This is a genomic window from Amycolatopsis heterodermiae, from assembly GCF_034929455.1.
Lineage (GTDB): Bacteria > Actinomycetota > Actinomycetes > Mycobacteriales > Pseudonocardiaceae > Amycolatopsis > Amycolatopsis heterodermiae.
Genome location: NZ_JAYFSI010000009.1, coordinates 188801 through 211978, shown reverse-complemented (window position 1 = coordinate 211978; position 23178 = coordinate 188801). Strand labels below are relative to the sequence as shown.

At 71.5% G+C, this 23178-nt stretch carries 26 protein-coding genes; 9 read left to right on the top strand and 17 right to left on the bottom strand.

Features of this window, described 5'->3' with window-relative positions:
- Window positions 1-13 precede the first annotated feature (13 nt).
- A complete protein-coding gene (locus VA596_RS33235; protein WP_323332218.1) occupies window positions 14-688 on the top strand; it encodes a hypothetical protein in 675 nt (224 codons plus the stop codon).
- Window positions 689-721: 33 nt separating this feature from the next.
- On the opposite strand, the gene VA596_RS33230 is transcribed toward VA596_RS33235, so the two are convergent.
- From VA596_RS33230 to VA596_RS33210, 5 genes are all read right to left on the bottom strand, one after another.
- The gene (locus VA596_RS33230; RefSeq protein WP_323332216.1) at window positions 722-1378 is read right to left on the bottom strand and encodes a polysaccharide deacetylase family protein; all 657 of its coding nucleotides are present in this window, start codon (window positions 1376-1378) and stop codon (window positions 722-724) included.
- Between the two features lie 3 nt (window positions 1379-1381).
- Complete coding sequence (locus VA596_RS33225; protein ID WP_323332214.1) at window positions 1382-2041, bottom strand: glycoside hydrolase family 11 protein; 660 nt, start codon at window positions 2039-2041, stop codon at window positions 1382-1384.
- 137 nt (window positions 2042-2178) lie between these two features.
- Complete coding sequence (locus VA596_RS33220) at window positions 2179-2523, bottom strand: hypothetical protein (RefSeq protein WP_323332212.1); 345 nt, start codon at window positions 2521-2523, stop codon at window positions 2179-2181.
- Between the two features lie 215 nt (window positions 2524-2738).
- Window positions 2739-5285, bottom strand: a complete 2547-nt coding sequence (locus tag VA596_RS33215; protein ID WP_323332502.1) for an ABC transporter permease — start codon at window positions 5283-5285, stop codon at window positions 2739-2741.
- Window positions 5286-5287: 2 nt separating this feature from the next.
- Complete coding sequence (locus tag VA596_RS33210) at window positions 5288-6022, bottom strand: ABC transporter ATP-binding protein (RefSeq protein ID WP_323332210.1); 735 nt, start codon at window positions 6020-6022, stop codon at window positions 5288-5290.
- A gap of 133 nt (window positions 6023-6155) precedes the next feature.
- On the opposite strand from VA596_RS33210, the gene VA596_RS33205 reads away from it, so the two are divergent.
- The 3 genes from VA596_RS33205 (at window position 6156) to VA596_RS33195 (ending at window position 8261) form a co-directional block, all read left to right on the top strand.
- The gene (locus VA596_RS33205; RefSeq protein WP_323332208.1) at window positions 6156-7358 is read left to right on the top strand and encodes a sensor histidine kinase; all 1203 of its coding nucleotides are present in this window, start codon (window positions 6156-6158) and stop codon (window positions 7356-7358) included.
- Window positions 7346-7996 carry a response regulator transcription factor gene (locus tag VA596_RS33200; RefSeq protein WP_323332206.1) on the top strand — a complete coding sequence of 217 codons (651 nt, stop codon included), beginning with the start codon at window positions 7346-7348 and terminating at the stop codon, window positions 7994-7996. Before VA596_RS33205 ends, VA596_RS33200 begins: the two co-directional genes overlap by 13 nt.
- Window positions 7997-8081: 85 nt before the next feature.
- Window positions 8082-8261: a hypothetical protein gene (locus tag VA596_RS33195; protein ID WP_323332204.1), complete on the top strand. Its 180-nt coding sequence runs from the start codon at window positions 8082-8084 to the stop codon at window positions 8259-8261.
- On the opposite strand, the gene VA596_RS33190 is transcribed toward VA596_RS33195, so the two are convergent.
- Complete coding sequence (locus VA596_RS33190) at window positions 8234-8923, bottom strand: TioE family transcriptional regulator (protein ID WP_323332202.1); 690 nt, start codon at window positions 8921-8923, stop codon at window positions 8234-8236. The two genes, VA596_RS33195 and VA596_RS33190, sit on opposite strands and share 28 nt — an antisense overlap.
- Window positions 8924-8994: 71 nt before the next feature.
- On the opposite strand from VA596_RS33190, the gene VA596_RS33185 reads away from it, so the two are divergent.
- Window positions 8995-10116 carry an erythromycin esterase family protein gene (locus VA596_RS33185; protein ID WP_323332200.1) on the top strand — a complete coding sequence of 374 codons (1122 nt, stop codon included), beginning with the start codon at window positions 8995-8997 and terminating at the stop codon, window positions 10114-10116.
- Window positions 10117-10447: 331 nt separating this feature from the next.
- On the opposite strand, the gene VA596_RS33180 is transcribed toward VA596_RS33185, so the two are convergent.
- From VA596_RS33180 to VA596_RS33135, 10 genes are all read right to left on the bottom strand, one after another.
- On the bottom strand, window positions 10448-11536 hold the full coding sequence (locus tag VA596_RS33180) for a Cmx/CmrA family chloramphenicol efflux MFS transporter (RefSeq protein WP_323332199.1): 1089 nt from the start codon (window positions 11534-11536) through the stop codon (window positions 10448-10450).
- Window positions 11537-11694: 158 nt separating this feature from the next.
- The gene (locus tag VA596_RS33175; RefSeq protein ID WP_323332198.1) at window positions 11695-11961 is read right to left on the bottom strand and encodes a hypothetical protein; all 267 of its coding nucleotides are present in this window, start codon (window positions 11959-11961) and stop codon (window positions 11695-11697) included.
- The gene (locus VA596_RS33170) at window positions 11958-12893 is read right to left on the bottom strand and encodes a GlxA family transcriptional regulator (protein ID WP_323332197.1); all 936 of its coding nucleotides are present in this window, start codon (window positions 12891-12893) and stop codon (window positions 11958-11960) included. The genes VA596_RS33175 and VA596_RS33170 overlap by 4 nt, the downstream gene beginning before the upstream one ends.
- A gap of 20 nt (window positions 12894-12913) precedes the next feature.
- Window positions 12914-13498 carry a TetR/AcrR family transcriptional regulator gene (locus tag VA596_RS33165; protein WP_323332196.1) on the bottom strand — a complete coding sequence of 195 codons (585 nt, stop codon included), beginning with the start codon at window positions 13496-13498 and terminating at the stop codon, window positions 12914-12916.
- Window positions 13499-13559: 61 nt separating this feature from the next.
- The gene (locus VA596_RS33160; protein WP_323332194.1) at window positions 13560-14873 is read right to left on the bottom strand and encodes an ABC transporter substrate-binding protein; all 1314 of its coding nucleotides are present in this window, start codon (window positions 14871-14873) and stop codon (window positions 13560-13562) included.
- On the bottom strand, window positions 14860-15936 hold the full coding sequence (locus tag VA596_RS33155) for a branched-chain amino acid ABC transporter permease (protein WP_323332193.1): 1077 nt from the start codon (window positions 15934-15936) through the stop codon (window positions 14860-14862). The genes VA596_RS33160 and VA596_RS33155 overlap by 14 nt, the downstream gene beginning before the upstream one ends.
- A 2-nt stretch (window positions 15937-15938) precedes the next feature.
- Complete coding sequence (locus VA596_RS33150; protein ID WP_323332191.1) at window positions 15939-16790, bottom strand: branched-chain amino acid ABC transporter permease; 852 nt, start codon at window positions 16788-16790, stop codon at window positions 15939-15941.
- 43 nt (window positions 16791-16833) lie between these two features.
- A complete protein-coding gene (locus tag VA596_RS33145; RefSeq protein WP_323332189.1) occupies window positions 16834-17541 on the bottom strand; it encodes an ABC transporter ATP-binding protein in 708 nt (235 codons plus the stop codon).
- Between the two features lie 89 nt (window positions 17542-17630).
- A complete protein-coding gene (locus VA596_RS33140) occupies window positions 17631-18422 on the bottom strand; it encodes an ABC transporter ATP-binding protein (protein ID WP_323332187.1) in 792 nt (263 codons plus the stop codon).
- A gap of 235 nt (window positions 18423-18657) precedes the next feature.
- The gene (locus VA596_RS33135; RefSeq protein WP_323332185.1) at window positions 18658-19638 is read right to left on the bottom strand and encodes an ABC transporter substrate-binding protein; all 981 of its coding nucleotides are present in this window, start codon (window positions 19636-19638) and stop codon (window positions 18658-18660) included.
- A 440-nt stretch (window positions 19639-20078) separates the two neighbouring features.
- On the opposite strand from VA596_RS33135, the gene VA596_RS33130 reads away from it, so the two are divergent.
- The 4 genes from VA596_RS33130 (at window position 20079) to VA596_RS33115 (ending at window position 22899) form a co-directional block, all read left to right on the top strand.
- Window positions 20079-20408, top strand: a complete 330-nt coding sequence (locus VA596_RS33130; RefSeq protein WP_323332500.1) for a YciI family protein — start codon at window positions 20079-20081, stop codon at window positions 20406-20408.
- Window positions 20409-20411: 3 nt separating this feature from the next.
- Window positions 20412-20726 (top strand): YciI family protein, encoded by a 315-nt coding sequence (locus VA596_RS33125; RefSeq protein ID WP_323332183.1) that lies wholly within the window; start codon window positions 20412-20414, stop codon window positions 20724-20726.
- Entirely contained in the window at window positions 20717-21943 is a 1227-nt protein-coding gene (locus VA596_RS33120; RefSeq protein WP_323332181.1) for an RNA polymerase sigma factor, read from the top strand. Before VA596_RS33125 ends, VA596_RS33120 begins: the two co-directional genes overlap by 10 nt.
- Window positions 21944-22005: 62 nt before the next feature.
- Window positions 22006-22899, top strand: a complete 894-nt coding sequence (locus tag VA596_RS33115) for a Kelch repeat-containing protein (RefSeq protein ID WP_323332179.1) — start codon at window positions 22006-22008, stop codon at window positions 22897-22899.
- 1 nt (window position 22900) lies between these two features.
- Here the strand turns inward: VA596_RS33115 and VA596_RS33110 are convergent, their stop codons facing one another.
- A complete protein-coding gene (locus VA596_RS33110; RefSeq protein ID WP_323332177.1) occupies window positions 22901-23167 on the bottom strand; it encodes an SH3 domain-containing protein in 267 nt (88 codons plus the stop codon).
- Window positions 23168-23178 lie beyond the last annotated feature (11 nt).

The following is a 23178-nucleotide window of genomic DNA, read 5'->3' as shown; positions in this document are numbered from 1 at the left end:
GGATAATCGGCTCATGTCCGACGTACCTTGGTGGCGCTTCGCCCTGGCTGCCACCGCGGTGGGCGTCGCCGCGTTCGCCTGGGAGCAGCCCTTCGTGGCCCTGTTCGGTGTGCTGCCGATCCTGCTGTGGTGCGTACTGGCGAAGTCGGCGCGGACCGGGGTCGTCGCCGGGCTGGTCCTGCTGGTGCTGCTGGCCTGGTTCACCGTGCCGCGCGGGCTCGGGCTGACCGGGCCGTGGGTGCCCGCCTCGATCGAGGTCTACTGGTTCCACACGACGCTCGCGGCGGTGGTGTGCGCCGTCGGCACGCTGGTGGAACGGGCGCGGCCCAGTCCCCTGCTGCCGACGATGGTGGTCGTCGGGTTCGTGGCGGCCGGCGGCGTCCTGGCCCTGCACTGGGACGCTCCACCCGGGGACGAAGGCGTCGCGCCCGGGCCGTCTCAGCTGACGATCGCCCGGGACTACGCCTGCGGGTCGGGTAACTGCTGGGGTGTCCTGGAGGCCACCGGCGACCGCGCCCCGGACGTCATGCGCGAGTACCTCGTGCCCCACGGCTACACGCCCGCGCGCGAGATCAGTGGGGTTCCGCGGCTCTGCCGGCGGACCGGCGTGCTCGTGACGCACGAGGTGTGCGCCGAGCTGCGGACGCTCTCGGCGACCGCCGTCCGGGTCGAGTGGTACGTGAACTAGGAGGTGGCGCGGCGGGTGCCGCGCCACCTCGGGTCAGGCCGGAGCCACCGCGCGGCCCGTCTGCGGCGAGATCATCCCGGCGCACAGCCCGCGGGAGGCGAGGCCCTGCGCGATGCGCGGGATCGCCGTCCGGGTGTTGGCCGGCCACTCGTGCATGAGGATGATCTGCCCGTTCTGGAGCCGGGCGTTGGCCGCGACGATCGCGTCCACGCTCGCGCCGTTCCAGTCCTGCGAATCGACGTCCCAGATGATCTGGGTCAGGCCGTACTTCGCTTCCACCGTCCGGAGTGTCGCGTTGGTCTCGCCGTACGGCGGCCGGAACAGGCGCGGGGTGCCGCCGCCGGCGTTGGCGATCGCCTGCTGCGTCCGCGAGACCTCCGAGTCCACTTGGGACTGGCTCTGCTGGATCAGGTGCGGGTGCGTGTAACTGTGGTTGCCGACCCACATCCCGGCACTCACCTCGGCGCGCACCTGGGCCGGGTACGCGGCGGCGTACTGGCCCTCGTTGAACACCGTCGCCCGCAACCCGTTCTGCCGCAACGCGTTCAGCAGGGCGGGAGTGTTGGCGTTCGAGGGCCCGTCGTCGAAGGTGAGGCCGACGTACCCGGAACAGGCGGCCGCTTGGGCCGGGCCGGTTGAGAGCACGCTCGCCGCGGCCAGCAGGGCGGCGGCCACCAGGGATCTGCGCATCGCTCAGCCCACCGTCAGGTTGGAGTTGCCGCTGCTCTGGTAACCCTCGGTCGCGAGGATCATGTAGTAGCTGAAGTTCCCGAGCCGCATGCCGTAGCGGGCCCAGGCGTCGAAGTGGTTGCCGGTGGTGATGGTGCCGCCGGTGCGCTTCTGCTGCCGGACGCTCCAGTACTGGTTGAAGGTCTTGGTCCCCTCGACGGACGGTGCGTTGTACCGCGTGGTCTGGTAGACGTCGTAGGTGCCGCCGTCGCTGGTGACGGTGCCCTTGTAGGTGCCGGTCGGCCGGTAGGTGCCCCAGTTGTCGACGATGTAGTACTCGACGAGCGGGTTGGAGGTCCAGCCGTAGAGCGCGAGATAGCCGTTGCCGGAGGGGTTGAAGCTCCCGGAGTAGTTCACGTTCCGCCGGCTCCCGTTGCTCCACCCCTTGCCGGCGACGAAGTTCCCGGTGTTGCTCCACTGGGTGCGGTAGTTCCCCCCGGACCCGAGCGTCATCGAAACCGAGCCACCACCGTCGGTCCAGAAGGAGAAGTAGTAGCCGTTGTTGGTACCGGTCTGGTTGGTGGTGATGACGGTATCGGCATGGGCAACGCCCGGAGTGAGCGCCGCAGCCAGCGCGACGGCCAACCCGCCGACGAACACCCTGACCCGACTCGTCCTGCGCATGTTTCCTCCTCGCTGAGGATGATCCGACACGGCGAGTATTGGTCCGATTTCGCCGAAGTGTCAACGATTCTCGAAACCTTTCGACATGCGTTTCGGCGGCGAAAGTTTCGGAGTTCACGAAACTTTCGGGCGAGCGTTCAGGCGGGCCTTCGAGGCCGGAGAATCGACGGCGCCGCGAGCCCGATCGCGACAGCCAGAAGGATCGCGACCCCAGCCCAGATGAAGCGAGGTTTGGCGGCACTCAGGCAAATCTGGATGGCCAGAGTCTCATGGTCCTGCCGGGCACGCCGCTCCTCTTCGGTCTCTTGTGCGGACGACTCCCGCTGACCACCTTGGTTGACGACTTCGGGGTGCAGCATGACTTCGAGCGCGCTGTCGGACGACGCCCCGGGCCCGCAGTACAGCGGCTCCGCAAGGACTCCGAGGTCCTGAGGCGGCAGCGGGAGCACCATCAGCAAGACGGCGGCGAGCAGCCCGAGCAAGCCAGCACCTACACATACGAACCGGAAGATCCGAAACCTCGAGTCCGACACGTTGTCCATTCTTGGATCGCCGGGATCAGCACCTGCACCGAGCCTGTTCCGGATATCGCGTGCGGGCCGGTGAACGTAACGGCACGCGACCGTCCACCTGCCGTGAAGGCCACATTGAGGGACTCTGAGTCCCTCAATGTGGCCTTCACGGACATCTGAACCAGCTACTCCCGCAGTCCGATGGCGTCGATCGGCCGGGCCCGCAGCGCCACCCGGGTCGACAGGCCCATCGACAGCACCCCCAGCAACACCGCACCCGCGATGATTCCCAAGTAGACGGTCGGCGAGCCCGACGGCAGTACCGTCCCCCGCAGGCCCAGGTTCAGCAATGCCAGCGGCACCAACGGAACCAGCGTCCCCACCACCACCGCGACGAAGACCGTCGCCAGTGCCTCCAGGCGCATCATCCGGATCACCTGGCGCCGGGTTGTGCCGATCAGGCGCAGCAGGGCGAACTCGCGGCCTCGCTGGGCCGTGCTCATCACCAGCGTGTTGGCCACCGAAATCGCCACGTACCCGATGAGCACCCCGACCGCCACCAGGTTCAGGTAGAACTGCGCCTGACGCTCGCTCTCCGGGGCTGCCGCCGTCACGGCACCCAGAACCAGACCCGGGTACTGCCCGGAAACCGACTGCAGAGCAGCCGACACCGCCGAAGCGTCCGCGCCGGGGGAACGGCGGACCAGTACCGAGTCGTCCAGCTGGTCTCCGGTGTGGAGGCGGGCCAGGGAAACCGGCAGGACGAAGTCGCCGAACGCCAATTCGTGCGTGTACGTCGCGACCAGGCGCAGCGACGCCGGAGTGCCGTCGCCGTAATAAAAATCCACCTTGTCGCCGATCTTCTTGCCCAGCCAGCTCGCCTCCGAGCTGCTCAGCGCCACCGTGTCGCCCGTCAGGTCCTCGATGCGCCCGGACGAGACGCCCAGGTCCAGCGTCGCGCCGGTCTGCTCGGCGGCCAGGCCCTGGGCCGGCAACCGCTGGACGTCGATGTCTTCACCCATCGGGGTCGAGACGATCACCTGGGTGTGGACCACCGGGTTCGCGGCCACCACGCCCGGCACCCGGCGGGCCGCCTCGGCGACCTCGGGTGAGATGCCGCCCGACGCGCTGGTGAGGACGTAGTCCGCCGTCGTCGAACGGGCCGTCTGCTGCGCGGCGGCCGCCGCGCTCGACGTCTGGCTGTAGAACATCGACAGGGCGAACGCGACGGCCAGCATCAGCGGCGTCACCGCCGCCGCGAGGCGCCGGGTGTTGGCCTGGCTGTTCGCCGCGGCCAGGTAACCGCTGATCCGCGACACCCGCGACACGACCGGCGCCAGCACCCGCACCATCAGCCCGACCACCTGCGGCCCCACGACCGAAAGCCCGATGACCGCCACGAGCGTCGCCATCGACGACGCCGCCAGCCCCGCGTCGCCGTGCACGAACAGCGGGACCGCCGCGCCGCCCAGCCCGATCAGCACCAGCGTCCACCCCGTGACCATGCGGACCTTGCCGAGTTCGCGCCGTTCCACCGCCGCCTCGCCGAGCGCCTCGACGGGCCGGATCGTCGACGGCCTCCGCGACGCCGTCCAGGCCGCCAGCCGCGCCGCGCCCAGGCCGAGGACCACCGCGGCCACCAGCGGCAGCGGGCCGATCGCCAGGCCGAAGTCCGCCGGGACGACGCCGATCGCGGCGAACGCGTCGCGCATCCCGCCGGCGACCGCCAGCCCCAGGAAGCTGCCGAGCACCCCGGCGACCAGCGCGATGAGCGTCGTCTCGACGCCGATCAGCTTGCGGATCTGCCTCGGCGTCGCCGCGACGGCCCGCAGCAGCGCGAACTCGCGCCGCCGCTGGTTGATCGTGAGCGCGAGGGTGCTGGCCACCACGAAGACCGCCACCATCAGCGCGAACCCGCCGAACGAACCGGCGATCGCGAGCAGCAGCGTCCGGGTCTGGCTGACGTCGAGGAACTCGACGGTGCTGCGCTCGATGCCGCTGGTGACCTCGACCGGCGTCCCGGCCGTCGCGGCCCGGACGCGGTCGGCGAGCGCGTCCGGGGACACGCCGGGGTCGGCCAGGACGCCGATCGCGTGCACCTGGCCGGGACGTCCGGCCAGCAGCGTGGCCTGCGAAGGCGTGAAGAACAGCGCCGACTGCCGGGACAGGTTGGCCGCAGTGGCGATCCCGACGACCTGGAACGGCGACGGCACGGATCGGGTCATCACCCGCACCTCGCCGCCGACGCCGACCCCGGCGCGGTGGGCCAGGTCGGCGTCGAGCACCACTTCGCCGTTCGCCGTGGGCGCCCGGCCGGCGCTCAGCGTGAACGGCGCCAGCACGGCCGCGTCCCAGTTGTGCCCCAGCGACGGGACGCCGGTCAGCACCTGCCCGTCGCCGGTCACCACCTGCGCCGGGAAGCTCTCCTCCCCCACCGCCGCGCGGACGCCGGGGACCGCGGCGAGCCGGCCGGCCAGCTCCGCGGGCACCGTGGCCTGCTCGCCGACCTGCTCGGCCGACAGCGCGTCGGCGCCGGGAGGGTGCACCGACTGGGTGCCGCCGACCACGACGGCCGTGTCGGCGTACCGCTGCGTCGGCACTCCGGCACGCAGGCCGGACTCCATGAGGATCCCGCACGCGGCCACCAGGGCCGTGCCGCACAGGATCGCGATGAACGCGCCGGCGAACCCGCCGATGCGCGTCCGGATCGTCTGCCAGGCCAGCGTAAGCACGCTCACCACTCCCCGAGGTGCGTCATGCGCTCCGCCACGCGCTCGGGCGTGGGGTGCGTGAGGTGGCCGGCGAGCTTGCCGTCGGCGAGGAACAGGATGCTGTGCGCGGCCGAGGCCGCGACGGGGTCGTGCGTGACCATCAGGACGGTCTGCCCCATGCCCTCGACGATCGCGCGGAGCAGGTCGAGCACCTGCCGTCCGGTGCGGGTGTCGAGGGCGCCGGTCGGCTCGTCGGCCAGCACGACCTCGGGCCGGGTGACCAGCGCCCGCGCGATCGCGACGCGCTGCTGCTGCCCGCCGGACAGCTCCGACGGCCGGGCTTCCAGCTTCTTCGCGATGCCGACGCCTTCGACGATTTCCCGCAGCCACTGCGGGTCCGGCTTCCGGCCGGCCAGGCGCATCGGCAGCGTGATGTTCTGCAGCACGTTCAGCGACGGCAGCAGGTTGTAGGCCTGGAAGACGAACCCGACGCGGGTGCGCCGCAGCTGCGTGAGCGCGGTTTCCTTCAGCTTGCCGATCTCGGTGTCGCCCAGCAGCACCCGGCCCGACGTCGGCCGGTCGAGGCCGGCCGCGCAGTGCAGGAACGTGCTCTTCCCCGAGCCGGACGGCCCCATCACGGCGGTGAACGTCCCGCGCGGCACCCCCACGGACACCCCGTCGAGCGCGGTGACGGCGCCGTCGCCGCGGCCGTACACCTTCCGCACCCCGGCCAGCTCCAGCGCATACCCTGTGGTCATCACGATCCCTTTCGTTCTGTACCACCAAAACTAGGATCGCGACGGCCTCCGATCGATCCCGTGGGGAGGTGGATCGGGGGTAGCGCCAGCACCACCACCGCAGGGGGGTGCGCCTCGGTGGGACACTGTCGGCGTGACGACCCGCTTGCTTGCCTGCTGGTCGGCGGTGCGCTACCTGGTTGTCGGGGCGGCGACGTCGATGCTGTCGATCCTCGCCCTCGTCGGCCTGTTCGTCGTGCTCGCGCTGTGCCCGTTCGGCATCGGGATCCCGTCGGTCGCGCCCGCGATCCGGCTGTCGCGCAAGGTCGTCGGCCTGGACCGCCGCCGCGCCGCCCGCGCGCTGGGCGAGCCGATCCCCGAGCCCTACCGCGACGGCAACCCGGTGACCGATCCGGCAACGCGCCGCGACGTCGCGTGGCTCGCGCTGCACGCGGCGACCGGGATGCTCATCGGCGCGATGGCGGTCGGCCTGCCGCTGGGCGCGGTCCAGCAGGTCGTCACGGCCGTCGTCTGGCCGGCGGTGCCCGGTGGGCTCGAAGGGTCCATGGGGATCGTCGTGACGTCGTGGCCGACCGCCGGGCTGGCCGTGCTCAGCGGCATCGCGATGGCCGCGGTGACGCTGTTCCTCGCGCCGGTGGTCGCACGCTGGCAGGCGCGTACCGCGCGGTCGCTGCTCAAGCCCGGGCCGGGGGTCGTGCTCGCCGACCGCGTCGCCGAACTGACCGCGACCCGGGCCGCCGCGCTGGAGGCGCACGGCGCCGAGCTGCGCCGCATCGAGCGTGACCTGCACGACGGCACACAGGCGCGGATCGCCGCGGTCGTGCTGCAGCTGGGGATCGCCGGGCAGCTCTACGAGCGTGACCCGGAAACCGTGCGGGAGCTGCTAGTCAAGGCGCAGGACACCGCGACCGACGCGCTGGCCGAGCTGCGGACGGTCGTGCGCAGCATCTACCCGCCGCTGCTGAGCGAACGCGGGCTGGCCGGCGCGGTGCGCGCCCTCGGCGAACGCAGCCCGGTGCCGGTCGCGCTCACCGTCGAGGACGACAGCGGACGCCCGGCCGCGGTCGAGGCCGCCGCGTACTTCGTGGTGGCCGAGGCGCTGGCCAACGTGACCAAGCACGCCGACGCGTCGAAGGTCGAGATCACCCTCGGCGGCACCCCGGGCCTGCTGTCCATCGACATCCGCGACGACGGCCGCGGCGGCGCCGAAGAGACCGGCGGCAGCGGGCTCGCCGGGATCCGGCGGCGCGCCGAGGCCTTCGACGGGACCCTCACCCTGACCAGCCCACCCGGTGGGCCGACCGAGCTGCGAGTGGAGCTGCCATGCGGGTCGTGATCGCCGAGGACGACGCCCTGTTGCGCGAAGGGCTGTCGCTGCTGCTGAAGACGTCGGGCATCGAGGTCGCCGCGTCGTTCGACAACGCGGAAGACTTCCTCGAGTTCGTCGAGAAGGACCGGCCGGACGCCGTCGTGATGGACGTCCGCATGCCGCCGACGCACCGCGACGAGGGCCTGCGCGCCGCCGTCCGGGCCCGTGAGATCCACCCGGGCCTGCCGGTGCTGGTGCTCTCGGCCCACGTCGAGACGAGCTACGCGGTCGAGCTGCTGGCCGACGGCGTCGGCGCGGTCGGGTACCTGCTCAAGGAGCGCGTCGGGAAGGTCGAGCGGTTCCTCGACGCGCTGCAGCGCGTCGCCAAGGGCGGCACCGCGATGGACCCCGAGGTGATCGGCCAGCTGATGTCCCGCAGCCGTGCCACCGACCCGCTGGCCGCGCTCACCGCGCGCGAGCGCGAGGTGCTGGCGCTGATGGCCGAGGGCTACAACAACGGCACGATCGCCGAGCTGCTGGTCGTCAGCGACGGCGCGGTGCTCAAGCACATCCGCAACATCTTCCAGAAGCTCGACCTGCCCTCGGACGAGGGCGGCCACCGGCGGGTGCTGGCCGTGCTCGCCTACCTCGGCCGCGACAGCTGACGTCGCCGGAGTAGTGCTGGCGCTACCCCGGATCCGGGTGCGCAGGCCATCGAAGCGGCCGCCGCGCCGCTTTAGCGTTCCGGGCATGGAAAACAACGCCATCGCCCCCGTCCTCTGGGTGGTCCTCGTCGTCAGCGCCGGCACCAACGCGGTCGGTTCCGCGACGGGACTGGATTTCACCCTCCGCATGATCGCGGGCTCGGTCGCCCTGGTCTGCACCGTCCTGCTGATCACTCACTACGTGCGCCGTCGCAAGCTGAGGTAGTCGCTGAGCCGGGCCGCCGCGTCGAGCATCGCGACGCCCCGGGCCGTGATCCGCGCCTGCCAGTCGGCCAGGGCACGGGACAGCTCCTCCGTGCCACCGGCCGTCCGGATCTGCGCCACCACGGTCGTGATGTGCTCCAGCAGGTAACCGCCGCGCCGGAGCAGGTGGGCGAGTTCCGCGTCGCGGACGTCCTCCGCGCGGTAGACGCGGTAGCCCGTGGCCGCGTCGCGCTCGGGCGTCAGGATGCCGGCCTCCTCCCAGTTGCGCAGGGTCGCCGGCGTGACGCGCAGCCGGTGCGCCAGCTCCCCGATCGTCCGGGTGCCGGGGTCCGGCGCGGGCTCGCCGGTCAGGTCGCCGACGGCCCGCCGCACCGACTCGAGGGTTTCGCGGTCGCGCAGCAGCTGCCTGTGGCCGCGGTCGATGACGAGCAGGGCGTCGTCGAGGTTGTCCTCGTGCACCGCGAGCATCACGCGGCCCGCCGTCGGATGGCCGTATGCCCTGATCAGGGCCAGGTAGGCGCGCAGCGCGGCCGCGTGCGTCCCGGTGTAGATCCGGTAGCCGCTCGGGGTGCGGTCCGCGGGCGGGAGGAAGCCGTCCGCCTCGTAGTTGCGGACCGCCTGCGTGGAGAGCCCGTGCTCGCGGGCGAGGTCGGCGGGTCTCATCTACTTGAGACTTTACCCGGTCTTGTTTCGAGCAAGTCTCAACCGTCCTTTCAACGATACGGTTGAGTCTCATGAGTCAGGACATCCGAGACTTCGCCCCCGCGTCGTGCACCCTGCTGGGCTACGGCGAGCCGTCGCACCAGGAACCGGCGTTTCCCTTGCGGCGCAACGCACTCTTCGCCGAGCTGGCCGGGCACGGCTTCCGGTCGATCGCCCTCGAGACCGACCGCGTGGCCGCTCTCGCCGTGGACGGCTTCGTCCGCGACGGCGTCGGCACCCTCGACACCGCGATGAAGGAAGGCTTCTCGCACAGCTTCGGGGAGCTGGACGCCAACCGGCGCCTGGTCGCCTGGATGCGGGACCACAACGAGCACCTCCCGGCCGCGGATCGCCTGGCGTTCCACGGTTTCGACGCGTCCACCGAGATGATGAGCGCGCCGAGCCCGCGACGCTACCTAGAACACGCCCGCGACTACCTGGGCCTGGACGTCGACGTGGCAGCTCTCGCCGGCGACGACGAGCGGTGGAGCCGCACGGAAGCCGTCATGGACCCAGCGGCCTCCCCCGGCGCGACGCCGGAGGCCGACGCCCTGCGCGCGATAGCCGACGACCTGCTGACCACGCTCCACAGCCGAGCGCCGGAGCGGATCGCGGCGACGTCCCGTGCGGAGTGGGTCCGCGTCCGGACGCATCTGACCGCCGGCCTCGGCCTGCTGCGCTACCACAAGCAGGCGGCGATCGACGGCGCCGAGCGGTATTCGCGCCTGAGCGGCACCCGCGACGCGATCATGGCCGTGAACCTCCTCGACATCCGCGACCTGGAGGCCCGGCGCGGCCCGACGATGGTCTTCGCGCACAACAGCCACCTGCAGCGAAGCACGAGCACCTGGAATTCGGCGGTGGCGAACCTGGTGTGGTCCGGCGCCGGCGCCATCGTGGGGTCACTGCTGGGTGAGCAGTACGTCTTCGTCGCCGGAAGCGTCGGACGCAGCGAGGCGCTCCGGCTCGGAGAGCCGGAGCCGGAGACGTACGAGGCCGCTCTGCAGAACCGCGTCGACGGCTGGGGCCTGGTGCGCGAGGTCGCCCCCGCCCGGACTCGCACCGACGCGATCCCGGAGACGGGCTACTTCCCGCTCACGGCAGAGATCCTGAACGGCGCCGACGCAGTCCTGCACATCAGCGCGACGACCTGACTCGGCGGGAGGGCCGCCGCCGAGCATCAGCCCGGCGGCGGCGCCCTCCACATCAACGCGGCCTGAGTCCCACAGCCAGAACGAGGACCATCGTCACCAGGACCACGGCCGCCCGAACCGGCCGACAGCGGCACCGACATTCGGCACTGCCGCCAGCGCAACCTCAGTCCCATAACCAGAACGAGGGCCACCGCCACCAGAGCCACAGCCACACACCGGCCAGCGTCGACCATCAGCGCCACCGACACCAGCGCGACCTAAGCCCACAGCCAGAACAAGGGCCGCGGTCACCAGGACCGGCGCCGCGCACGGGCGACCGCGGCGCCGACAATCAGCACCACCGCCAGCGCAACCTCAGTCCCACAGCCAGAACGAGAGCCACCGCCACCAGAGCCACAGCCGCCCAGACCGGTGCCACCATCGCACCCAGCACCGGTCCGGCCGCCGCACCCACGTTCAGGGCCGCCGTCGCGTATGAGCCCGCCATTGTCGGTGCGCCCGTGGCCAGCCGCAGGATTCGTGTGATCACCGTGCCTCCGACGGCGAACGACAACGCGCCCTGTGGGAAGGCCAACAACGGCAGCACGGCCGGGACCAGTGCCAGCACCACCCAGCCCGCGAGCAGCAGGAGCCCGCCGAACGCGACGACCCGGCCGGGCCACCGGTCCGCGAGCCGGCCCGCCGCGGTCACCCCGGCGAAGCAGCCGACGCCGAAGAGCGCGAGGACCAGCGGCACCGGGGCGAGCCCGGCGGCCAGTGGTGCCAGGTAGGTGAAGACGCCGAACGTGGCCGCGTTGACCAGGGCGCCGAGCAAGAGCGTCCCGGCGAGCCGGGGACGTCGCAGCTCGGCGAGTTCCTTCCGCAGACCGGACGGCTTCGCGGTCACCGGCGGGTCGGGAATCCGCGCGACCGCGGGCATGCACAACAGCGCGACGGCCCAGAACGCCGCCCGCCAGCCGAACGCGGCGCTCAGCAGCGCGCCACCCGGAATGCCCACGACGCAGGCGATCGTCGTGCCGCCCAGCAGCACGGCGAGTGCGCGGCCCGTCCGCTCCGGCGGCACGAGCTCGGCCGCGGCGGTCAGCGCGACGGCCAGGAATCCCGCGTACGCCACCGCGGCCAGCAACCGCGTCACCAGCAACACCGCGAACGATCCGGTGAGGCCGCCGACGACGTGCGTCACGACGAAGACGGCCAGGAAGCACAACAACGCCGTGCGACGCCGCCAAGAACGGGCCACGGCGGCCATCAGGGGCGCGCCCACGACCAGTCCGACGGCGAACGCGGACGTCAGCAATCCGGCCTGCGCCAGGGAAACCCCCAGCGCATCGGCGATTTCGGGCACCAGCCCGGCGAGCATGAACTCGGACGTGCCCATGGCGAACACCGCCAGGGCAAGGAAGAAGACAGGAACGGGCACAGAAGGCTCCAGGGATCACGAGATCGGCAACGACTTCGTGGTCTCCCGGGGGACCCGGGCGAGCGGCGCGAAAAAGCGAGCTACCGGGCTGCCGGGACGACCGACAGCCCGGTCCTGGACGCTTCGGGGCTCGACATGCGTTCGACGATACCGTGGGGCTACCGCGAAGGCCCGCCGACCGCGGCCCACCACGCCACCAGCCGGTCGGTGCCCAGGGTCTCGGGATCGCTCAGCCCGAAGTGATCGGTGAGCTCGTACCAGAGGAACTCGCCGATCTCGGCGCGCCCACCTCCGGCGGCCAGCCGCGACAGCAGCGGCGCGATCAGGCAGTCGTACTCGTCGTCCACTTCGTCCACGACACCGATCGGATCCCACTGGTTCAGCAGGTAACGCAAGTTCTCGGGCAGCACCCGCCGGGGGGTCACCGGAAGCTCGCCCGGTAGGCGTGCGGGCTCGTGCCGACGACCCGCTTGAACCGCTCCCGGAACGCCGTCGGTGACCCGAACCCGGCCTCGCCGGCGATGCGGTCCACCGGGTACGCCGTCGCCTCCAGCAGGTGTTGCGCGCGCCGGACCCGGATCCGCAGCAGCCACTGCAGCGGCGTCGTGCCGGTCTGCTCGCGGAAGCGGCGGTTGAGCGTCCGGGTGCTCATCCCGGCGTACGCAGCGACGTCCTCGAGGGTCAGCTCCTTCGCGCAGTTCTCCTCCATCCACGCCAGCACCGGCTCCAGCGCCGAGCCGCGCGGGGTCGGCGGCTGGTCGTGGACGATGAACTGGGCCTGGCCGCCTTCACGCTCCAACGGCATGACCGACAGCCGGGCCGCGTCGGCCGCCACCGCGGAACCGTGGTCGCGGCGGATCAGGTACAGGCACAGGTCGAGCCCGGCCGCCGCGCCCGCCGACGTCAGGAACTGGCCGTTGTCGACGTAGAGGACGTCCGGGTCGACGTCGATCGCCGGGTGCCGCCGGGCCAGCTCCGCCGCGCCGACCCAGTGGGTGGTCGCGCGGAGGCCGTCGAGCAGCCCGGTCTCGGCGAAGATGAACGCACCCGAGCAGATCGACGCGATCCGCGCGCCCCTCGCGGCGGCCCGCCGCAGCGCGTCGAGGACCTCGGCGGGCACCGGCGGGTTCGCGTCGCGGCCCGGCACGATGATCGTGTCCGCGTCGTCGAGACCGCCGAGGCCGAACGGCGGCCGCAGCGTGAACGCGCCGGTGTCGACCTCGGGGCTCGCGCCGCAGATCCGGACCTCGTACCCGGGACGTCCGCTCGGCAGCAGCGTCCGGGAGAACACCTCGATCGGGGTCGCCAGGTCGAAGGGCACGACCCGGTCCAGCGCGAGGACGGCCACGATGTGCATGCCACCACGATAGGCCCGGCCTACCCGGCCATCGGCGGCTCCGGCCGGAGGCTGCGCAGCATCAGGTTGGCGAAGTGCTCGCCCACCTGCTCGCCCGACAGCTCACCGTCGGCGTGGTACCACATGCCGAGACGGTGGATCGCGCCGTAGTGGTAGTTGATCACCAGGTCGGCGGGGACGTCGGCGCGGAAGAGGCCCGCTCGCTGGCCCTCCTCGACGAGGCCGCGCACCCGCTCGTGGTAGCGGCGGCGTTCGGCGCGCACCTGGACCTGTTTGGACTTTTCCAGCAGCGGGAACGACTGGAAGAACACGGTTGCCGCGTCGAGGTCCGCAATGGACGTCACGACGACGTCGGCGATGATGGCGTGCAACCGTTCCGGCAGCGGCATGTCCGATTCGGCGATGGTCCGCATCCGCTGGGTCTGCATCCGCAGCATGGCGGTGTAGATCTCGAACAGCAGGTCGTCCTTGGACTCGAAGTAGTGGTACAGGCCACCTTTGGTGACACCGGCCGTCTCGACGATCTCGCGGACCGTCGTGGCCTCGAACCCCTTCTCGGCGAACAACCGCACCGCGGCCCGCACGACCTTTTCCCTGACCGCCATGTCTTCACCTTAAGTGAGGGGTGGGCCGGCTCGCGCGGCGCCGCGAGCCGGCCCACGTCTCTCACTTCCCCAGCAGGTTCACCTGGTCGGGGGTGGCGCGTTCGCCGCTGTACGGCGTGATCGCGCCGGTGCCCCGGTCGGTGACGGCCGGTGGCTGGATCACCGTCGTGGACGTGTCCGGGTTGATCTTGAACACGTACGCGCCGGTGTAGCCCGAGTGCGAGTCCTTCGAGAACCCGAACGGCGTCAGGCCCGGTCCCTTGAGCGCGCCGGAGCTCATCGCGTCGACGATCTTCTTGCGCGTCGGGTCCGGCCCGGCGGCCTTCAGCGCCTCGCCGAACGTGTAGGCCTGCACCATGCCGTAGAACAGCGTGTTGGTGAGCGGCTCCTTCGGGATGTACTTGTCGTGGATGCCCTTGAAGTAGGCGACCCACGGGTCGGACGTCTGCGCGACGTCGGGCAGGTAGCCGGTGCCGATCAGCCCGTTGAGCAGCTGCGCGCTCGACACGCTCGCGCCGCCGCGCTTGGCGAAGTCCTGCAGCAGCCCGGAAAGCGTCGCCGGGTCGGCGCCGATGCTGCTGACGACGAACTGCGGCTTGTAGCCGATCTTCGCCGCGGCCAAAATGGACAGTGCGGTGAACGCGGGGATGCACTCGCACACGACGATCTCCGCGCCGGCCGCCTTGAGCGCGGACAGCTGCGGCGTGACGTCGGTGTTGGCGCTGTCGTAGCCCTGCTTGGCCACCGTCTGGTCCTTGACGAACTGGTCGAGCCCACTCTGGGTGTCCCGGCCGACGTCGTCGTTCTGCGTGAAGTACCCGACCTTCTTGCCGGCGAAGGTGTCCTTGATGTACTTGCCCTGGATCTTGCCCTCGCGCGCGTAGTCCAGCTGGTACCCGAAGGTCATCGGCGACTTCTGCGGGTTGTCCCACGCGAGCGCGCCCGAGGACACGAGCAGGTCCGGCACGCCCTCGGTGTTCAGGTAGTCGACGACCTTCGAGTGCGTCGGCGTGCCGAGCCCGCCGACGATCGCGAACACCTTGTCCTGCAGCACGAGCTTCTTGACGACCTCGACGGTCTTCGTCGGGTTGTAGCCGTCGTCCTCGACCTTGTAGTCGATCTTGCGGCCGTTGATCCCGCCGCCGTCGTTGATCGCCTGGTAGACCGCGCGGGCGCCGACGGAGATCTTGCTGTACCCGGGCGCGGCCGGGCCGGTGAGCGGCTGGTGGGTGCCGATCACGACGGAGTCCTTGGTGACGCCGACCGCCGAGTCCGCGGCCTGCGTGCCGCTGGTGTCGGACTCCCCCGCACCGCCGCACGCGCTGAGCGCCAAGGCCAGGACCGCGATTCCCGCGACGGTTCTAGTGCTTCTCATGGGTCTCCTTTTGCTCGGCGGATCGACGGAGAAGTCCTCGTAACCACTGGAAGCCGCCCTGGATGCCGCGCGGGAAGGCGAGCACGACGACGATGAGGATCACGCCGTACACCGCGAGCGGGAGGTTGTTGGCGACGTCGGTGTTCAGGTGCAGGGCGTCGGCGAGGTCCTCCGACCACGCCTGGAAGTAGACGAGCGCGATCGCGCCCCACAGCGCGCCCCAGAGCGACCCGAGCCCGCCGAGCACCACGGCGGCCAGCAGGCTCAGCGACAGCGCGGGGGTGAACGAGCCGGGCGCGGCGGTGCCGAGCAGGAACGCCTGCAGGCCACCGGCGAGCCCGCCGCACACCGCGCTGACGAGGAACGCCAGGATCTTCGTCCGGCCGACGTGGATCCCGCTGAGCGCGGCGGCGACCTCGTCGTCGCGGACGGCGCGGAAGGTCCGGCCGAGCTTGCCGCGCACGATGTTCACCACGAACACCAGCGCGATGAGCACGCTGAGCCAGACGATCCAGGTCTGCCAGCGCAGTTCCGGGACCACACCGGCCAAACCGGACGGTCTGCTGTGGACGGTGAAGTTCAACCCGTTGCTGCCGCCCAGGAAGTCCTGGAACCGGCGGGTCAGCGCGGGCAGGCCGACGGCCAGCGCGAGCGTCGCCCCGGCCAGGTACGGCCCGCGCAGCCGGGCGGCGGCGGCCCCGGCCAGCAGCCCGCCCAGGCCACCGGCGGCCGCGGCGAGCAGCAGGTCGGCCCACAGCGGGAACGTCGGGACGCGGCGCACCAGCAACGCGACGGTGTAGGCCCCGATGAACATGAACGCGCCGTGCCCCAGGGAAACCTGCCCGGTGAGGCCGGTCAGCAGGGTCAGGCCGGCCACCGCGATCAGGTAGTACCCGACGGTCGCGATCCGCAGGTTGGTGAACTCGTCGGTGACCAGGGTGAGCACCACGACGACGGCCAGCGCGCCCAGCGCGGCCAGGACGTGCAGGACCACGGGCGGCAGCCGGCGCTTCCCCGTGCTGGCGGGCGAACCGGCCGGGGCCTCCGGGAGACTCGTGCGCACGCTCACACCCGCCTCGCCTTCGCGCGGCCGAACAACCCGGCCGGCCGCAGCGTCAGCACGATCACCAGGATGGCCAGCGCGGCGATCGTCACCGTCTCCGGTCCGAAGTAGCCGGACACATAGGACAGTCCGACGCCGAGCACGAACCCGCCCGCGATGGTGCCCAGCGGGTTGTCGAGCCCGCCGAGCACGGCCGCGGTGAGCGCGTAGACGAAGACGCCGTCCAGCACGTTCGGGAAGAGGAACGGCGGGGTGGCCAGGAGCCCGGCCAGCGACCCGACGGCCGCCGCCATCCCCCAGCCGACCGTGAGCATCAGCCCGACCCGCACGCCGAGGGTGCGCGCGACGTCCGGCGCGAACGCCGCCGCCCGCATCCGCAGGCCGAGCGGCGTGTACTTGAACACCACCAGCACGAGCGCGGCGATCGCGAGCACCACCAGCACGACGAACAGGTCGTTGGCGGAGAACCGGCCGACGAAGTCGAAGGCGTACGGGTACGCCAGCGGCTCGTTGGACCAGATCATCCCGGCGACCGCCTGCAGCACCAGCAGCAGCCCGAGGGTGACGATGATCGAGCTGAGCTCGGAGCGGTGGCGCAGCGGGCGGATCAGCAGCCGTTCGGTCACGACGCCCAGCAGCGTCCCGGCCACGATCGCGACGGCGAAACCGAGCCAGTAGCTACCGGTCCCCTTGGTCACCGAGTACGCGAGGTACGTCGAGATCAGGGCGAGCGCGGGCTGCGCGAAGTTCACCACCCGGGTGGCCCGGTAGATGATGACCAGCGCGAGCCCGAGGGCCGCGTAGACCGCACCGGCGGAGATCCCGCCGAGGGTCAGGTCGAGGAATTCCTGCATACCGGACCGTTCACCTCCCGTTTGATGGTCAGCGTCAGATGCTTCAGAAGCCGAGATAGGCGTGGCGGAGGCCGTCGTCGGCCAGCAGTTCCGCCGCGGAGTCGAGGGCCACCACACTGCCGAGCGCGAGGACGTACCCGTTGTCCGCAATGGACAGTGCGCTGTGCGCGTTCTGCTCGACGAGCACCACGGTGAGCCCGGTCGAGGCCCGCAGGTCACGCAGGATCCGCATGATGCGCGCGGTGATCAACGGCGCGAGGCCGAGCGACGGCTCGTCCAGCAGCAGCAGCTCGGGACGGCTCATCAGGGCCCGGCCGATGGCCAGCATCTGCCGCTCGCCGCCGGAGAGCGTCGCGGCGAGTTTGGCCGAACGTTCTTCCAGCGGCGGGAAAAGCTCGTACACCTCACGTTTCGCGGCGGCGCGGTCGGCGCGGTCACGCCGCCACAGCGCGCCGAGGCGGAGGTTCTCCTCGACGGTCAGCTCGGTGATCACCCCGCCGCCTTCGGGCACGTGCGCGACCCCGCCGCGCGCGATCCGGTCGGGGGCCCGGCCGGTCAGTTCCGTGCCGTCCCAGGTGATCCGGCCTTCGCGGGCCGGGTGCAGGCCGCTGATCGTGCGCAGCAGGGTGGTCTTGCCGGCCCCGTTCGCCCCGAGCACGGCGGTGATGCCCCCGCGGTCGACGGTCATGGTGACCCCGTCGAGCGCGCGGACGGCCCCGTAGGCCACGGAAAGCCCTTCGATCTCAAGCACCGGGCGCCTCCTCGGCGGGGAACGCGTCGACGTCGAGCGCCCGGCAACTCGGCCGGACTGCTTGGTACACCAAGGAAGAGTCCCTCACCTCAAGCACCGGGCGCCTCCTCGGCGGGGTCGCCGAGGTAGGCCTCGGCCACGCGGGGGTCGGCCTGGATCTCGGCCGGGGTGCCCGCGGCGATCACCTCGCCGAAGTTCAGCACGACGACGCGGTCGCAGACCTGCATCACCAGGTCCATGTGGTGCTCGACGAGCACCACCGCCATGTGCCGCCGCAGCGACAGGATCAGCGTCGAGAGCTCGATCAGCTCGGCGGCCGAGAGCCCGCTCGCGGGTTCGTCGAGCAGCAGCAGATCGGGCTCGGCGACCAGCGCCCTGGCCAGCGCGACGCGCTTGCGCACGCCGTAGGGCAGCACGCCGGGCAGGCGGTCGGCGAGGTCGGCGATGCCCAGCTCCGCCAGGGTCGCCCGGGCCCGGTGGGCGAGATCGGCCTCGTCGCGGGCCGAGCGGCCGGCTCCGGCGAGCGCCGGGAGCACGCCGGAGCGAGCGTGACGGCCCGCGCCGGCCATCACGTTCTCCAGCACGGTCAGCCCGGCGAAGAGGCCGAGTCCCTGCAGCGTCCGGACGATCCCGAGCCCGGCGAGGTGCTCGGGGCGGTGGCGGACCAGCGGCGTCCCGCGCCACAGGACGCGCCCGGACTGGGGTCGCACAAACCCGCAGACGACGTTGAACAGCGTCGTCTTCCCGGCGCCGTTGGGGCCGATGACGCCGACGACCGTGCCCTCGTCGACGCTCATCCGGACGTCGCGCAGCGCGGTGAGGCCACCGAAACGCACGGTGAGGCCGTCGACCACGAGCAGGCCCTCGCCGGGAAGTGTCATCGATGACCCCTCTGATTCTCACTATGTGGACCAGTCCGTACCGCGCGGTCGGTATGAAGAGGGTGGTGCGCGGCGCCAGCCGTGTCAAGGTGCGAACCGGCAACATCCGGATCTTCCCGGCCGGTCCGAAAATTTCGCGAAGGCGCCTCGCCGGGCCAAGCGCCGACGTACGCAAAAACGCCGAAGGCGGGTGCGCAGAGTGCGCACCCGCCTTCGGCTCGGGGAACTCCTGGGCTCAGCCGCTGCTGGACTGCGGCGCGATCATCTCCGAGGCGTCGATCTTCGTCTGGATGATGCCCAGCTGCTGCATCAGGTCCGGCACGCGCTGGATGCGGCGGGCGTCCAGCGTGGACCCGAACGCGGGCATCACCATCAGGCTCGCGACGTCCTGGTCGACGCGGGCGTTGCGCACGACCAGCGGCTCGATCCGGCCGCGGTCCACCGAGTCGCGGGTGGCCTTGAGCATCGCGCGCTGGAACGCCGCCATCGTCTTCGGGTGCTCCTGGACCCACTTGCCGGTGGCGCCGAACCCGGTCAGCGGGAACGACTGCGTGCTCCCGCTGGCGGCGTCGACGACCGGGTACGCGCCGGACACCTTGGCGGCCTGGGTGAGGAAGGGCTCCGGCTGGTACGCGGCGTCGACCTTGCCCTGCGCCAGGGCGGCTCCCATCTCCGGCAGCGGCATCGGGACCCACTGCACCTTGCCGAAGTCGACGCCGTGGTCGCGCATCACCGACCGGGTCAGGATGTCCGACGCGGCGTTCTTCGAACTGATCGCGATCCGCCTGCCCGCCAGGTCGTTCACGGTCTTCACCGGCGAGTTCGGCACGGTGACGACCTCGTTGCTGAGCGGGCTCGCCGAAGTCGCGTCGGCCACCAGCTGGACGTCGGCCGAACCCATGCTCTTGGCCAGGAAGAACAGCGTGTACGTCGACAACGCGATGTCGTCCTGGCCCTTCGTCATGCGCGTCAGCGATTCCTGGCCGCTGGAGGCGACGTCGGTCTGCACGTCGAGACCCTCGGCCTTGAAGTAGCCGCCCTGCTGGGCGAGCCACAGGGTCGCGAGGTCGACGGCGGTGAAGATGGCGACCCGGATGGCCGGCTTCTCGACGTTTCCGCCCGTGGAAACGCTTCCCCCGGCCTGGTTGCACCCGGCCAGCAACAGCGCGGCGGAAAAGAGCACGGCGGATCGCCGTAGCAAGGCGCGTCGGAACATGACACTCCCGGAAAACACTGGACAGATCAGGGAAACCGGCCGGTATGGCCGTGATCTGCGGGACTGTAGATGACGCTTTCCGGAGTCGCAAATGTGTTGCCCACAAAGGAGAACACGTTATTTTCGGAAAAGATTCACCGGACACCGTTCAGGACGGGGAACGTCAGCAACCCACCGGTACACAGCCCTGGAAATGAGTAACGGCAAATTGCAGAAAGAGTTTTCCCGTCGAGAAGGATCTCGATGTGCGTGTGGTCCGTCATCGGCGAACTCGCGGCCGACGCAGTCGCCGCGTCCACCGGGCGACCCGTCGACGCCGCGGTGCGCCCGGATCGACAGGGCACCGGAAAAAACTTTCGGGAAGCCTGTCGATTCCGGCCCACGGCGGCGTCGAGTGGGTGAGAAGCTGCACCGGACGACCAGGAGGAGCCTTGCGGTACATGCTGATGATCTGCGACGACGGCGCGGAGCTGTTCAGCCCGCCCGAGATCGACGCCCAGCCCGAGTTCGTCGCCTGGCTGCGCGACGTCGAAGCCCGCGGCGCCACCCACGCCGGGACGCTGCTGCGGCCGCCCGCCGAAGCCGTCACCGTGCGGGTGCGCGACGGGCAGCGGCTGACGTCGGACGGCCCGTTCGCCGAGACGAAGGAATGGGTCGCCGGCTGCGAGGTCGTCGAGTGCGAGGACCTCGACGAGGCCATCGCGATCGCGTCCGCGCACCCCGCCGCGGGGCGGTTCCCCATCGAGATCCGGCCGTTCTGGGAGGAGTGAGTCATGAAGTTCCTGATGTGGGTGTGCGTCGACCCCGAGCTCGTCGGCACCGCGGAGGACGCCCCGGACGACTGGGTCGCCCTGGCCGGAAGCCGCCGTCTCGAAGGCAGCCAGCTGCGGCCGGTCGGCGACGCGACGACGTTGTGGCCGCGTGACGGCGGCACGTTCGTCTCGGACGGCCCGTTCGCCGAGACGAAGGAGCAGATCGCCGGGTACGACATCCTCGAATGCGCCGACCTGGCCGAGGCGATCGACATCGCCGCGGCGCACCCGGTCGCGAAGTTCGGGGCGATCGAACTGCGGCCCGTGTGGGCGTAGCCGAAGCGGTCGACGACGCGTTCCGCACCGAGTGGGGACGCGTCGTCGCCACCCTGATCCGGGTCACCGGCGACTGGGACCTGGCCGAGGAGTGCGCCCAGGAGGCGTTCGCCCAGGCACTGGCCACGTGGCCCCGGGACGGCGTGCCGCGCCGTCCCGGGGCGTGGCTGACGACCACCGCCCGCAACCGGGCCCTGGACAAGCTGCGGCGCGGCACCGCGGAGGCCGGCCGGCTGCGTGACCTGGCCGTCACGACGCCGGCCGACGAGCCGGCCCCGGAACCCGACGACGTCCCCGACGACCGGCTGCGCCTGATGTTCACCTGCTGCCACCCGGCGCTGCCGCTGGAGGCGCAGGTGGCGCTGACGCTGCGGACGCTCGCCGGGCTGACCACCCCGGAGATCGCCCGCGCGTTCCTGGTGCCCGAACCGACGATGGCGCAGCGGATCGTGCGCGCCAAGCGCAAGATTCGCAACGCCCGCATCCCCTACCGCGTCCCGCCCGCCGAGCTGCTGCCCGAGCGGACGTCGGGGGTGCTCGGCGTGCTCTACCTGCTGTTCAACGAGGGCTATTCGGCCAGTGCGGGCGCCGACCTGGTCCGCCAGGCCCTGACGGCCGAGGCGATCCGGCTCGCGCGCGTCGTCGTCCGGTTGCTGCCGGACGCGCCGGAAGCGGGCGGCCTGCTCGCCCTGATGCTGTTCCACGACGCCCGCCGCGCGACGCGCACCGACGACGCCGGTGACCTCGTCACCCTCGCCGACCAGGACCGCACCCGCTGGGACCGCGCGTCGATCGACGAGGGTGTCGGCGTCCTGGACGCCGCGCTCGCGCTCGGCAGGCCCGGCCCGTACCAGCTGCAGGCGGCGATCGCCGCGTGCCACGCGACGGCGGCCCGCGCCGAGGAGACGGACTGGGCCCGGATCGCCCGGCTGTACGAGCTGGTCGCGCGCCTGAACCCGTCACCGGTGGTCGAGCTGAACCGCGCGGTCGCGGTGGCCATGGCCGAAGGCCCTGCGGCCGGCCTGGCGCTGGCCGACACGCTCGCGGCGAGCGGTGATCTGGCGGGCTACCACCTGCTGCCGGCCACCCGGGCCGACTTCCTGCGCCGCCTCGACCGTGCCGAAGAGGCGGAGGCGGCGTACCGGGAGGCGCTGGAACTCGCGCCCACCGACGCCGAGCGTCGTTATCTGTCGCGACGAATCGGCGAACTCCAGTAACAAACCACCCCGCCCCGGAGACTCTGGCCGCGAATCGCGACGCGGGAAAGAGGGTGGGAACGATGACCGAGTCCTGGAAGCACCGGCCGCCGCTGCGGTCGCCCCGGTTCGCCCACGAGGTGGCGCGCGCCGGCGACGACCTCTTCGTCATCGGTGGCACCGACGGGAACACCGCCCACGGCTCGGTGGAGACCCGCAAGGTGACGGGCAGCGGCGAGTGGCAGCACGCCAGCCCGATGCCGGTCCCGCGCACCGACCTCGCCGTCGGCGTGGCCGGCGGCCGGGTCTACGCCGCCGGCGGCACCGTCGGCGAGGCCGCCACCGACGTCGTCGACCGCTACGACCCGCTGCTCGACGAGTGGAGCCCGGCGGCACCCCTGCCCGCTCCGCTCGCCTCGGCTTCGGCCGCCGGTCTCGGCGGCAAGCTCTACGTCGCGGGCGGCAGCGGCACCGGCGAACCCGCCACGGACGCGGTGCTCGGCTACGACCCGGAGGAGAAGCGCTGGGACCCGGTGGCCCCGATGCGCACCCCGCGGGCCCGGTTCCGGCTGCTGGCGACGGAAACCCACCTGTACGCCATCGGCGGGCTGACCGGCGGACCGTGGGACGTGCTCGACTCGGTGGAGCGGTACTCCCCCGAGACGGACACCTGGGAAACCGTGGCCCCGATGCACAAGCGGCGCGTGCTCCCCGGCGTGGCGCTGCTCGGCGACCGGATCGTGGTCGTCGGCGGCGCACCGGCGGCCGAGGACCCCGGCGCGCGCGACCGCACGACCGAGGTCCTCGACCTGGGCACCGGAGCGTGGCACCTGCTCGGCACCCTGCTCCCCCACGGCCGGTCGTCGGTGGTCTGCGTCGCCGGCCCGGCCCACCGGATCCTGGCGATCGGCGGCCGCGCGAACGTCTTCGGCCGTCAGGCGACGGTGTCCGACGTGCTCTCGCTGAAGGTGCCGTGACTCAGCAGAACCAGCCGGACTGGACCCAGCCTCGCTTGTTGACGTTCCCCATGGCGTACCCCTCGGCCCAGTCGCCGCTGGGCGAGTACCGCGACAGCTCGAAGTGGTCGCCGCGGTAGAGCGTGCCGACGATGACGCCGGCAGGCTGCGTCCGGACGTAGAGGTCCGTGGCGCAGATTTCGTGGACGGTCCCCGCCGAGGCGGCGGGGGCGAGCGTGATCGCCGCGGAAACGGCGATGGCCGCGGCGGCGATGCTTGCCTTGGTCATGTCTTCCTCCC